This is a genomic window from Paenibacillus rhizolycopersici (assembly GCF_014947195.2).
Classification (GTDB): domain Bacteria; phylum Bacillota; class Bacilli; order Paenibacillales; family Paenibacillaceae; genus Fontibacillus; species Fontibacillus rhizolycopersici.
In genome coordinates, this window is sequence record NZ_JADCNN020000028.1 from 13275 (window position 1) to 26527 (window position 13253).

Genomic DNA, 13253 nt, shown 5'->3' on the forward strand with positions numbered 1-13253 from the left:
AACTACCTATTTAAGGAAAGAGGTTTATTATGGGACAGGATAGAATCACCGTAGGACTTATCTACGGAGGCAAATCGGGAGAACATGAAGTTTCGCTACAGACAGCTTTTGCCGTATCTAAGGCATTTAATTACGACAAATACGAACTGCTTCCTTTTTATATCGACAAGCAGGGGAAATGGAAGGTCGGCGGTAAGTTAAGCGCGCCGTTTGCCGCCCTGGAGGATTTGAAGCTTGGGGAGAGCGCAGGGGATACGTCAGCCGCAATGGGGCTCTTGTTCAGCAAGCTTTCGTCTGGTCAATCCAACATTGACGTGGTATTTCCACTTCTGCATGGAACGAACGGCGAAGATGGAACCATCCAGGGGCTCTTCGAAATGGCCGATTTGCCTTACGTCGGAGCGGGGGTGCTCGCTTCCGCAGCCGGAATGGATAAGGTCATCATGAAAAAACTGTTCGCCGAAGCAGGTCTCGAACAATGCGCTTACTGCTACTTCACCGCTACGGAGTGGGAGCGATCCAGTCATACGCTGGTACAAGGAATTGAAGAGAAGCTCGGTTACCCCTGCTTCGTCAAACCGGCGAACTTAGGCTCTAGCGTCGGGATCTCCAAAGCGAGAACACGTGAAGAATTGCTGGCATCCGTGGCGCTAGCTTTCCGCTACGATGTGAAGGTAATCGTTGAGGAATTCGTTGACGCCCGCGAAGTGGAAGTTGGGGTGCTCGGCAACGACGAACCGCTTGCCTCCGTGCCGGGAGAAATTGTCTCTTCCGGAGAATACTATGATTACCAGGCCAAATACCTGGACGGTAAATCACAGATGCTGATTCCTGCGTCCCTCGATACCGAACTGGCTGATCGAATTCGCGACTTGGCGGTCAGAGCGTTTAAAGCCATTGCCGGCAGCGGGTTGTGCCGGGCCGATTTCTTTGTGCGGAAATCGGATCACAAGATTTGGATTAACGAAGTGAATACGATGCCGGGCTTCACTCCCTTCAGCATGTATCCGCTTCTGTGGCGCGAAACTGGAGTAGCCTATGAGTCGTTGTTGGATCGGCTGATCGAACTGGCACTGGAGCGTTACGCGGCCCGGCAAGAACTGGAATTCGAAAGCGGCGTATAGACGGCGGCGGTCATCGCTGCCCGGACGAACGGCTAAGGAAAGGAAGGGATGACGATGGGGTTTCAAACCGAATTCAATTCGGTCTGTAAATTCAAGAAAGAGCAGGAGCTTTACGAACTGCTGGAATATGGCCGCGGCAAAATGCTCAAAGAAGGGCTGCGCGTCTTTCCGACAGGTCAAAAGGTGATTGCTTATTCGCCCGAAAATAAGGCGGTAGCCATTGTGAAAATCACCGCCTGTGTTGCCGAAATTAACTTCAATGGAGAGGAAGTTACCTCGGTTGAGCTGGAGTTGGTCCGTCCGCTGACGGAAGAGGAGATCGCGGTGCAGACCGCTCTGGCGTATGAAATGTTCTTCGGAGATCCGGACCGAAAATGATCGTGCGCTTTGGTTATGTAGCGATGTCCACTGTGATCGATAACGCTTCGCCGTCTAAGACGATGACGCTGAAGACGTTTAACGGAATTGCCGACCGTGAGGCGGCGATCCGGAAACTAGAGACGATTGCCGGGGATAATCTACATAACACACTTCGCCTGCTTCGACATAACGTCGGCAATGATATTCAGGTCTATCGCTTCTCCTCGAAGCTGATTCCGCTTGCGACCCACGAGTCGCTTTCAGACTGGAATCCCTTCGAAGCGTTGCGGGAGCCTTTTGCTGCCGTGGGGGAATATGTCAAGGAGCACGGCCTTCGGGTGTCGTTTCACCCGGACCATTTTACGGTACTAAGCACGCCGCGGCCTGAGGTACTGAAGTCTTCCATCCGCGACCTGAATCATCATGTCGCTATGTTTGACGCCATGGGCCTGGACGCCCGGGCGAAGAACAATATTCATGTCGGCGGCGCTTACGGGGACAAGCCTTCTGCAGGAGCCCGTTTCCGAGAGAATGTGGCGGCTCTTCCGGAGCGCATCAAGCAGCGACTTACGTTTGAGAATGACGACAAGACATTCAACGCGACCGAGACCTTGGAGCTATGTGAAGCGCTGGGCATTCCGATGGTGCTCGACATTCATCATCAGTGGGTGAACAATGAAGGCGAGAGTCCGGCCGAGCTGTGGCCGCGGATCCTGGCGACATGGCAAACGCCGTACGCACAAGCCGATTCGCCGGTAGACGATCCGCTTCCGCCGAAAATCCACGCGTCCAGCCCAAAAAGCGCCAGCGATCCGCGTGGACATGCCGATCATGTCATCGTCCTTCCGCTGCTGGAATTTCTGCGCAGCATCGCTCCGATCACCGATCGGGTCGACGTCATGCTGGAGGCGAAGCTGAAAGACGGGGCATTATTTGCGTTGATGGAGGACTTGGCACGTTACCAGGGGGATGGCGTTGAGATTTTAGACGGAGCCAGCGTGCGCATCAATCCGTAATTGTTGGACAAGCCGCGCTTGTCTCCCGTCTCTCTTGAAAAATGCAGGGAAATAAGGTAAGTTGTACAAAATGAAAGCGCAATTTAGAGGAGGATATTCATGGGTGATTTATTAGCGGGGAAAAATGTGATCGTGATGGGTGTTGCCAATGAACGCAGTATCGCTTGGGCGATCGCGCAAAGTTTGGCAGAGCAAGGCGCCCGTTTGGCTTTTACATATGAGAGCGAACGTGTGGAAGGCCGGGTACGTAAGCTGGCCGAAACGATTCCGGGTTCGCTGATCTTGCCGTGCAACGTGACGGTGGATGAGGAGATTGACAAGCTGGCCGACACGCTGCGCGGCGAATTTGGCGTGCTGCATGGTCTCGTGCACAGCATCGCGTTCGCTAAAGGCGAAGACTTGGCGGGTGAATTTGCCGATACGTCTCGCGAGGGTTTTGCATTGGCCAACGACATTAGCGTTTATTCGTTGGTGGCTGTGTCGAAGCGCCTGGCTCCGCTTATGACGGAAGGCGGCAGCATTATGACGATGACGTACATGGGATCGGAGCGCGTAATGCGCAACTACAACGTGATGGGTGTAGCCAAAGCCGGGCTGGAAGCTTCGGTTCGTTATTTGGCGAACGATCTGGGACCGAAGAATATCCGCGTCAACGCGGTATCTGCCGGGCCGATCCGTACATTGGCAGCCAAGGGCATCAGCGATTTCAACTCGATCCTCAAGCAAGTCGAGGAGAAAGCACCGCTTCGCAGAACGACCGAAACGGCAGAAGTCGGCGACACGGCGATGTTCCTGATCAGTCATCTGTCCCGCGGCATTACCGGCGAGGTTATTTTCGTGGACGGCGGGTACAATATCGTAGGCGCATAATGTAAAGACCGCATGTGGTCAGTCAGCTGAAAGTTCGTTTCCAGCGGGGCGAAACCCCCGCTTTTGGACACGGACTTTTTGCATATAGTGCAAGGCGTTCGCTTTATTCTGCGCCAGGACAGGCGAAAGGACGCAACTTTGCAATTTCAAAGACGTATAGTTTTTAAGGAGTAGATTATCAGTTTACGATGAAAGTAGAGTGAATCGATTGGAATCGAATCCGAAAGTTCCATATGTGGTAGGTAGTAAAAGTCCGATGGCCGTAGCGATCAATTGCGCCGCAAAAGCGGGAGAATGGATCAAGAGCCGGCTTGGGGGCTACCAAGATTTGAATACGAAACAGTCGCCCCAAGACTTGGTGACGGACGTGGATAAAGGCGCGGAGGCGATGATCCGCAAGCTGATTCTGACGCATTTTCCCGATCATGCGATCCTCGGCGAAGAAGGGGTGGCGCCGGGAGCGGCGGCATCTGCTGCGGCACTGAAGCAGGCTAGCAAATCGGAGTATTTATGGATCGTTGATCCGGTGGACGGAACGACCAATTTTGTGCACGGATTTCCGTTCTTTTGCGTATCGATTGCGCTGGCATATAAAGGTGAAATCATTATCGGCGTCATTTATGACCCGATGCGCGACGAGATGTTTGTGGCGGAGAAAGGCAAAGGCGCGTATATCCATGGGCAACCGTCAAAAGTATCCACCGATGCGTCTTTGTCCGGCAGCATCGTTGCCGTTGGCTTTAACCCGGACCGGGAGTTTGCGCTGCCGGTGAACATGCGTGGCCTGAATGCGTTGTCCGGTGAAGTGCGCAGTCTGCGCGCCGCTGGATCGGCAGCCCTGCATCTGGCTTATGTGGCCGCCGGTCGGCTGAGCGGTTATTACGAGGTGGGGCTAAACGCCTGGGACGTTGCCGCGGGTGCGCTGATCGTGAAGGAATCGGGAGGAATAGTGACCGATACCACAGGCAACCCTTATCACATCGGCGTACGTCATTTGATTGCCAGCAATGGCAAAATCCATGAAGAACTGCTTGGTGTGGTCCGGGCCGCGGATGCGACAGGGCTGTAAAAGCCAGCTTTCACAGCAGGTACGCTTGATCTCAGAATACCGGAAGGAGTGTCCAGGATGAGCGATAGCAAGGATTTGGAACGCGAGCTCAGCGAGATGCTGACCGAAGGGGAATACGGCAGCGAGGAAGAACGCCGCGAGGAAGAGCGCAGAAAATTGTCACCGAAGTACGAGATCCGCATTCAGACGACGTTGGATCCGATCGTGGAAGAGACGTTGAATTACCGAAAAATGGCCAAGGAAATCGATGGCCGTTATGATGATTATTTGAAAAGAACCGAACGCGTAGAGAAGAAGCCGGATTAACGGCTTCTATCTACTATTTAAAGGAGTTGAAAAGCTTGTTGAAGAACATTCGCTTAAACTTGGCTTCCGTCCTGGCGGGAGCGCTTGCTCTGATCCTTTTCCTATTCAACGTCACCGCCGCCGCGCCGGTTAAAGCCGCTGAGGCGGTCCAAGCCGACGACTACCTTATCGTAGCGCTTGGCGATTCCATTACCGTCGGGTACGAGCCGGGGATGACTGAAACGAGCGTTCCGTACGGCTTCGTCGATCGTTTGAAAGAACAAGGACTGTTCCATGGCCGAACTTCGGCGGTTAATTACGGCATCCTCGGTTTGACCAGCGAAGGCTTGAAGAACTACATAACGGCGATTCAGGCAGGCTCACCGGTTACCGCTGCCGACATTCAGGCGAATGTGCCGGATCCACGGATTGCTTCATTTGCTTCCGGTATCGCGCAAGCGAAGGCCGACCTGCAGAAAGCCGATTTGATCACGATCACGATCGGTGGGAACGACTTGCTTAAGCTGCTCCCGGATGTGAAAAACATCTCGCTCGAGCAGCTCCGTGCCCAAAGTGAAGTGGTGTTGAAGGCTTATGGTGACAACCTCCGCGAGGTTATCCGCGTCCTGACGGAACTCAATCCGTCGGCGCAAGTCGTGGTTGCCGATCAATATCAACCGGTGCCAAAGCTTGCCGACGCCTCCATTTACGAGGAGCTGCAGCAGTTGGCTGGCAAGTTTACTGCGATCGTGGATGGCATTGTTGCCGATCATGCGAACGAAGCAAAGCCGGTGAAGGCAGCTCATGTGGCAGCAGCTTTTACGGGACGCGAAATATCGCTGACGCATATTTTTTCCGATACGGATATCCATCCGAATCAAGCTGGATATGAAGTGATCGCCAAGACTTTCGCCGAGACGGTTTGGGGCAGCTTCCGTACAACAACGGCGAAGTCAGGCGGTGCGCCGATATCCGTTGTGGTCAAAGGAAATGAACTAAACACGCCATATCCGCCGATCCTGAAAAACGGTCAAACGTTTGTGGCGATCAAGGACATCACCGACGCGGTTGGAGCGTTAAGCAAATGGGATACCCGTAGTTCCACTGCCACGATCACTTACGGCAGCCGGACGGTTGTCATTCCGGTGGGCTCCAAGCAAATCCAGGTGGACGGCACGCCAGCCGCCACAGCGACTCCGGCCTTCCTTCAAAAGGTTGGTAAGGAGAACAAAACCTATGTGCCACTGGCCTTGCTCGTGCAGGGACTAGGTCTCGATGTACAATATAGCGGAAAAATGAAGACGGTATTTATCAACGAAATCTAATATTGTCGTTAGGGTGGGCGGTAGAGCAGCATATGCTTTACCGCTCTTTTGCATGATTATCCCGTTTGATCAGGTTATAGATAATCGAGATGTACAGAGCACAGGGAATGAGATGCTCAAAGAGATGAAGGCAGGCAAGCTTAGGAAAGATAAGATAAGCGGAAAGAAGTAGTAGGATAGGTTGGGTTGAGGCATTGGTGTAGTAGACAGGAAATCGGCCCAAAGAGCAGCATAAAGGGATCAAGAAAGCAGGACCAAGGAGGTAGGAGTGTCCCGATCAGGCAGCTGCCACGGGCAAAGGGAAGATTTGATGGCGATGGCGCGTAGTTAGCTGCCGATAAGAAATCGTTGGAATGGCTGCACACATATGCAGCAACTCTTGGCGCATCGTTCTTTCTCCCCCGGACTGCCGCAATCGGCGTCGTCCCGTGTACTCGTTCAGGTATGCTTGGAGATGCTTGCGACCCAAAGCTACATACGTACACTTCAGCGATTGCCAAGCCTCGCGGACCACTTTCCGCAAGGGTGCGTATAGTCGAAAGGCCAAGGGAAACAATTGCACTTCAGATGCATGAATATCTACATTTCCGGTGATGAACTCGGCGAGATCGTGACGACTCGCCCTTTCTCCGTATGTTCTGTTTTGTGGGGGGACTAGATGAATTTTAACTCGTTCGGGTTCGCCAGACTCCGTTACTGCGCATCCTGCCACGACCACCGAGGCATGAGGGTGCGAAAGCTGACAACGCGACGGATCATATCCGTACAGATCGTTGTTGACCTTCACTACTCCGCTTAGCAATTCCCGAGCATCGAATTCCCCCATGGCATGACGTATTTTGTGCAACATTAACCAAGCGGTCTTGTAGGTAACCCGGATCACCTGGCTCAGACGCATCGCCGAAATGCCGTCGGGGAGCAGGAACAACTCCAAGGCTTGAAACCACTTCAACAAGGGCAAATGGGTTCCCTCAAAAATCGTACCGATTAAAGGTGACGTTTGGTGCCTGCAATTCCCGCACTCGAACAAAGGGATGCGTCGGGTGGTGAGACGGCTGCAGTGGGTATGAGCACAGCGCGGGCAGATAAAGCCGCCCGGCCATTTCATCGCAATAATCGCCGCCGCACACTCTTCCTCATTCTTGTAAAGGATGCTAAAGTCTTGAGAATCAATTCCCGTATGTATCCCCATGTCCGCCCACCTCCAAGTCATCGCAATTCGTACGTATGTTCTCTTTTTTTATTATACCAAACATATGATCCCCTATCAAGAAAAAAATCCCAATCTCCCTTAACTTCGCCTCCTGAACTAAAGGGATAATCATGCAAAGAGAGGCCAAGAAGGGATCCCGGACTTCAACACGGTTGATCCAACTCCGTAATATCGCACATAAGCTCCTTAGTCCTGGACATTTGGAGGCGGCGGACGTTTCGCTAATCTGAATGATGAGCGGACTTATCGCATGAGTAAACATAAAAGGAGAGGGCGGAGCATGCCGAAAATCGCGGATAAATATTTGCAGGTCGACCCCTGGAAGGTCGTGGAGGAAGGCTTTGATCCGGGACGCAACCGGGTCAGCGAGTCGATTTTTTCGCTGGGGAATGAATATATGGGGGTCAGGGGTTACGCTGAAGAGGGGTATAGCGGGGATACGCTGCTGGGCAGTTATTTCAATGGGCTCTACGAAGAGAGTCCGGTCACGGCTCATTATAAAGGCATCATTAAATCGCTGCGGTTCATGGTAAACGCGGTCGATTGGCTGCATACGCGGATCACGCTTGACGGCGAGACACTGGATTTGGCCGAGAGCAAGTTCAGCGGATTTCGTCGGGAACTGGACTTCCGAACTGGAATTTACACCCGGGAGTTGGTGTGGCATACGGCCGGCGGGAAGGACGTGTTGCTTACGTTCGAACGCTTAGTCAGCATGAAAGTGTCGCATCTCGGGGCACAGCGGATCACCTTAACGCCGCTGAACTTCTCCGGTATGGTCCAGGTGCGTACCGGATTGAACCTCGCGGTGATCCATGAGGATCAGCAACGCTATTATTGGAAACAGCTGAAGCAGGGAGAAGCATCCGTATCCAGTGGAGCCGGGATCTCAGGGATCCTGGGGGAGACGGTGAACACTGGGAACCGATTGTTTTCCGGTTTTCGCGTAGATACATCGGACGCCGTGAGCAACCAACTGGTACAGGAGGAAAACTACATCGGTCGTGAACTGATCCTGAGCCTGCAACAGGGGAAGCGCAGCGTGCTGGACAAACTGGTCATCAACGTGGCGGAGAAAGACCCTGCGACCCGTAGCGACGACCTCTGGCAAAGAGGGATCGAACTCGCGACTCGGCATGCGCAGTCGGGATACGATGCGGTAGCGGCCGAACAGCGTGCTTACTGGTCCCAAGTGTGGGCCGAATCGGACATCGCTATCGAAGGCGATCCAGAGAATCAACAGGGAATCCGCTTTTGTATTTTTCAGCTGTACCAGACTTACCACGGGGATAATCCCGGTTTCAATATCGGGGCGAAGGGGCTGACTGGTGAGGCTTACCGGGGGCTGGCTTTCTGGGACACGGAATCGTATTGCTTGCCGTTTTATATTTTCAACAATCCGAAAGCGGCGCGCAGTCTGCTCGAGTTCCGTTACCAATCGCTACCTGAAGCATTAAAGCGAGCCAAGGAATTGGATTGCGAAGGGGCATTTTATCCCATTGCAACGATCGACGGGACGGAAAGCTGCGACCTGTGGCAACACTCCAATCTCCAACTGCATGTCGGTACGGCAGTAGCCTACGGGTTGCGTCATTATGTGAACATTACGGGCGACAGAGCGTTCCTGTTTGAAAAAGGCGCGGAAATGCTAGTCCAGATCAGCCGTTTCTACGCGACTCGGGGGCAATGGGGGCAGCAGTCAGGGAAATACGGTTATTTCGGTGTCATGGGGCCCGACGAATTTCAACTGATGGTTAACAACAACTGTTACCTCAACCTGATGGCCAAAAAGCTGTTCGAGTACACACTTGAGGTGCTGGGAACGATGCGGGACGAAGCGTCTGCCGCATATGACGAGCTGGCAGCGCGACTCGGCTTGACGGGGGAAGAGCAGGAGGATTGGCGGAACAAGGCGCAGCACATGAAAATTCCTAAGGATGAGCGGACGGGGATTTTCGAAGAGCATGACGGTTTTTTCGACTTGCCTCATTTGGACATTCATGCGATTCCCGTGACGGAATTCCCGCTCTATTCGCATTGGTCGTATGACCGGCTATACCGGTATGACATGATTAAGCAGCCGGATGTGTTGATGTTCATGTTCCTGTACAACAGTGAATATTCGCTGGAGGAGAAACGCGCGAACTACGATTACTATGAATCGCGCTGCATTCACGAATCCTCGTTGTCGCCGTCGATCCACTCCATTCTGGCGGCGGAAATCGGGCGTTCGGAGGAGGCATATAAGTTCTTCGAGTTTGCGACCCGTCTGGATCTCGACAACTATAACCGGAATACGCGGGAAGGCTTGCATACAACGTCGATCGCTGCAGCCTGGATGAACATCGTGTACGGGTTCGGCGGGATGCGTTCGGATGGAGATCGGCTCGCATTAAACCCGAGTATCCCGGAACGTTGGAAGAGCTATCGGTTCATGATCACCTACCAAGGTGTGAAGCTGCTGGTGGAAGTGGATCAGAACCAGGCCTCCATCCGCGGGATGTCCGGCCGCGAGGTGGAAATCTCGGTGTATGGGAACCTGGTTAACGTCGGTGAAGCAGGCATTCGGGTGCCGCTGCGAAAGGCGGTAGTTCAATGAGCTGGATCGTTAGAGAAAGCGGGTTCGACCCGGAACGAATCGCACATCACGGCAACAAGTTCATGATCGGTAATGGGGTCTTGGGTTATCGGGGAACGTTGGAGGAGTTCGGCAAAAGCGAGCTGACCGCCACCATCGTCGCCGGTCTGTACGACAAGGTTGGGGATAAATGGCGTGAGCCAGTGAATGCCCCGAACGGGCTAGCGACGACAGTCGATTGGGAAGGGAAGCCGCTGAGCGTGCTGAAAGCCGGACCCCGCGTAGAGGCGGATGGAAACGGCGGTGGTCCGGAATTGGTGGCTCACGAGCAGTCGCTGGACCTGCGCCGCGCCTTACACCAACGGCGATCGGTGTTCCTCATGGCGGACGGCACGGAAGTAACGATCACGTCGGAGCGGTTTTGCAGCGCGGTGCGTTCGGAGCTGATCGTATGCCGTATCGCGGTGGAGAGCAGCCGGGACGGCGCGCTGACGATCGTCACCGGGATTGACGGTGACGTCTGGGATATCAACGGCCCGCATCTGGAACGGATGGAGAGCGAGTCGGATGCGACCGGAGAAGTCGTGTTGCTGACCGCGTGGACGCAGGAGCTTGGCGTGCCGGTAACGGTGGCGGAAACGGCGGACATCGTTGGTGAGGGGAGAGGGGAGCTTCTGCGCGAGGAAACCTCAATCCGTCGCAGAATCCACATCAATTCCCGGGCCGGCGAACCGGTCGAGCTTGTTAAATACGTCGCCATATTCACGGGGCAAGACGGGGCTCCTGAAGAAGATGTTCGGGCGTCAGCGGTGCAGTCCGTCTCGGAAGCACGGCAACTCGGTTACGACCGGCTGCTGCTCGAGCACGCCGAGCGCTGGGAGCGTAAGTGGGAAGCCTCCGACATGAAGGTCGAAGGCGATGACGAGGCTCAGCTGGCGTTGCGCTACAGCATGTACCAACTGCACATCATCGCACCGGATCGTTCGGAGCGCGTGTCCATCCCGGCCCGCGGATTGTCCGGGCAGGTGTACAAAGGTGCGGTGTTCTGGGATACGGAGATGTTTATGCTGCCTTTTTTTCTGCATACGGAGCCGGAGGTAGCCCGCAATTTGATGATGTACCGGGTGCATACATTGGACGGCGCGAAACGCAAAGCCGCGGAATATGGCTATGATGGGGCATTCTATGCTTGGGAAAGCCAGGAGACAGGGGACGATGCCTGTACGCTGTTTAACGTCAACGACGTGTTCACGGGGCGCCCGATGCGTACTTATTTTCGCGACAAGCAAGTGCATATCAGCGCGGATGTGGCTTACGGGATCTGGCAGTATTACGCGTTTACCGGTGATGTAAGTCTGCTTCTGGACGGCGGGGCCGAGGTGGCTTGGGAGTGCGCCAAGTTCTTTTACTCGTACGGGTACTTCAATCCGCGGAAGCAGCGGTACGAAATCCTAGACGTTACCGGACCTGACGAATATCACGAGCGGGTGAACAACAACGCGTTTACCAACCGGTTGGTCAAGGAGTGCCTGCGCATCGCATTGGATGTCATGGGGATTCTGCGAACGCACAACCCACGTCGGTACGAGGCGCTTGCGGCGGGGAGCTCCGTTAGCCCGGAACAGATCCGCGACATGCATGACCGGCTGTACGTTCCACAGCCGGACGTCGAGACCGGCTTGATTGAGCAGTTCGATCGCTATTACGCGCTTGAGGACGTCTCGCTGCCGGATTTGAAGGCTCGGATGCTTCATCCGCACGAATATCTCGGTGGAGGAAACGGCCCTGCGACAACGACGCGAATTTTGAAGCAAGCGGACGTGGTGCTGATGCTGCACCTGTTTAAAGGCGATTACGACCGGTCTGTCAAACAGATGAACTGGGCTTACTACGAGCCGCGCACCGAGCATGGGTCTAGCCTCAGCGCCTGTATCTATGCCATGGTGGCGGCAGATACGGGATCTCCGGATTGGGGTTACCCTTACTTTATGCGAACGGCAACGATCGACCTCACCGGGGAATCGAAACAATATGTCGGTGACCTCTATATCGGCGGTACGCATCCCGCGGCGAATGGCGGGGCTTGGATGGCGGCAATACTGGGATTTGCCGGCTTGCGATACGATGGCCTTAAAGCAGCGCTTCGGCCCGCTTTGCCTTCCGCTTGGCAAGCGATGGAGTTCCCGGTCCGCCTTCGCGGCGGTTCCTACCGGATTCGCATCAGCCGGGAAGAGGTGAGTATTGCGGCACATAGCGATAATCCGACCGCTATGCGGTTTATCGTGGGGGATAGGGAGCTGGCGGTGGCACCGGGGCAGGACGTTTGCGTCCCATATGAAGTTGACTGAAAGTTTGGATAGATATATACGAAAAATCGAATAGAATTTGCTGATTCCGGCGACTTTGGCTTAATGTATATGAAATTTCATGCTTAATTGGTTCATAGGGTGATGGAAGCCGAGAATCTGTATGAAATATCGAATAGAATTCGCCAATATTGTCGTTAGTAGCGAATTGTATTCGAAAAATCGAATACATTCATCGAAGGAGAATTCAAACATGCTGGAAACGATGAAAGGCGCGATCTTCGATCTTGACGGCGTGATCGTCGATACGGCCAAATACCACTATCTCGCCTGGCGGGCGCTCGCACGCCGTCTCGGTTTCGAATTTACCGAAGCCGACAATGAGCGGCTGAAAGGCGTTAGCCGCATGGAGTCGCTTCGCATCTTACTTGAGGTGGGCGGTGTGGAAGCGACGGAGGCAGAACGCGAGCAAATGGCCGCGGACAAAAATGATGAATACGTCGATTCGATTTCCAAGCTGGAGCCTTCGGAAATTTTGCCGGGGGCGAAGGAATACTTGCTGCAGCTGCGCGAGCGCGGCGTGAAGATTGCCCTCGGATCGGCGAGCAAGAACGCCGCGTTCATCTTGGCCCGGCTTGGCATCGCGGAGCTGTTCGACGCGGTGATCGACGGCACCAAGGTGTCCAAGGCGAAGCCGGACCCCGAGGTGTTCCTCGCCGCCAGCGCGGCGTTGGCGTTGCCGCCGTCCGACTGCGTCGTGTTTGAGGACGCGGAGGCGGGGGTACAGGCGGGCATAGCCGCCGGTTGCCGCGTCGTGGGCATCGGCAGTCCGCACATTTTGGCAGCGGCTGACCTTGTTGTCAGCGGGCTGCATGAGCTGGTGCAATCGGTAAGATGACGACTTGCGCCAAATGGAATAAGGTCCCCCGGACGTTGACCGGGGGACCTTTTATTTTTTGCTGGCAAGATTCCCAAAATCCCCTACACTAAGAGGTAAGGCACAGAGGCCCAGACCTACGCGAGTTAGAATCGGAGAAATCGCCACGATCTTCGTAGGATCGCGCATCCTTGCCGATTTTGATTATTGCTATATTTGAATTGCCGGAG

Annotated in this window: 11 protein-coding genes; 10 read left to right on the top strand and 1 reads right to left on the bottom strand. The window is 54.3% G+C overall.

What is annotated here, in order from left to right; genetic code table 11:
- The first annotated feature begins 29 nt into the window (after positions 1-29).
- The 7 genes from IM700_RS20740 (at position 30) to IM700_RS20770 (ending at position 6049) form a co-directional block, all read left to right on the top strand.
- The gene (locus IM700_RS20740) at positions 30-1124 is read left to right on the top strand and encodes a D-alanine--D-alanine ligase (protein WP_193418804.1); all 1095 of its coding nucleotides are present in this window, start codon (positions 30-32) and stop codon (positions 1122-1124) included.
- A gap of 54 nt (positions 1125-1178) precedes the next feature.
- The gene (locus IM700_RS20745) at positions 1179-1502 is read left to right on the top strand and encodes a hypothetical protein (protein WP_193418801.1); all 324 of its coding nucleotides are present in this window, start codon (positions 1179-1181) and stop codon (positions 1500-1502) included.
- Positions 1499-2500 (top strand): UV DNA damage repair endonuclease UvsE, encoded by a 1002-nt coding sequence (gene uvsE / locus IM700_RS20750; protein ID WP_193418799.1) that lies wholly within the window; start codon positions 1499-1501, stop codon positions 2498-2500. The genes IM700_RS20745 and uvsE overlap by 4 nt, the downstream gene beginning before the upstream one ends.
- A 99-nt stretch (positions 2501-2599) precedes the next feature.
- Complete coding sequence (fabI, locus tag IM700_RS20755; RefSeq protein ID WP_155607217.1) at positions 2600-3370, top strand: enoyl-ACP reductase FabI; 771 nt, start codon at positions 2600-2602, stop codon at positions 3368-3370.
- A 256-nt stretch (positions 3371-3626) separates the two neighbouring features.
- Positions 3627-4439, top strand: coding sequence for an inositol monophosphatase family protein (locus IM700_RS20760; RefSeq protein ID WP_155607216.1), 813 nt, complete (start codon positions 3627-3629; stop codon positions 4437-4439).
- A gap of 57 nt (positions 4440-4496) precedes the next feature.
- Positions 4497-4745: a hypothetical protein gene (locus IM700_RS20765; RefSeq protein WP_155607215.1), complete on the top strand. Its 249-nt coding sequence runs from the start codon at positions 4497-4499 to the stop codon at positions 4743-4745.
- 35 nt (positions 4746-4780) lie between these two features.
- Positions 4781-6049, top strand: coding sequence for a stalk domain-containing protein (locus IM700_RS20770; RefSeq protein WP_239484097.1), 1269 nt, complete (start codon positions 4781-4783; stop codon positions 6047-6049).
- 277 nt (positions 6050-6326) lie between these two features.
- Here IM700_RS20770 and IM700_RS20775 read toward each other — a convergent pair whose 3' ends face one another.
- A complete protein-coding gene (locus IM700_RS20775; RefSeq protein WP_239484098.1) occupies positions 6327-7241 on the bottom strand; it encodes a transposase in 915 nt (304 codons plus the stop codon).
- 301 nt (positions 7242-7542) lie between these two features.
- Between IM700_RS20775 and IM700_RS20780 the strand changes: the two genes are divergently transcribed.
- From IM700_RS20780 to pgmB, 3 genes are all read left to right on the top strand, one after another.
- The gene (locus IM700_RS20780; protein WP_193418793.1) at positions 7543-9861 is read left to right on the top strand and encodes a glycoside hydrolase family 65 protein; all 2319 of its coding nucleotides are present in this window, start codon (positions 7543-7545) and stop codon (positions 9859-9861) included.
- A complete protein-coding gene (locus tag IM700_RS20785) occupies positions 9858-12188 on the top strand; it encodes a glycoside hydrolase family 65 protein (RefSeq protein ID WP_193418791.1) in 2331 nt (776 codons plus the stop codon). The genes IM700_RS20780 and IM700_RS20785 overlap by 4 nt, the downstream gene beginning before the upstream one ends.
- 211 nt (positions 12189-12399) lie before the next feature.
- A complete protein-coding gene (gene pgmB / locus IM700_RS20790; RefSeq protein ID WP_193418789.1) occupies positions 12400-13044 on the top strand; it encodes a beta-phosphoglucomutase in 645 nt (214 codons plus the stop codon).
- The last annotated feature ends 209 nt before the right edge of the window (positions 13045-13253 follow it).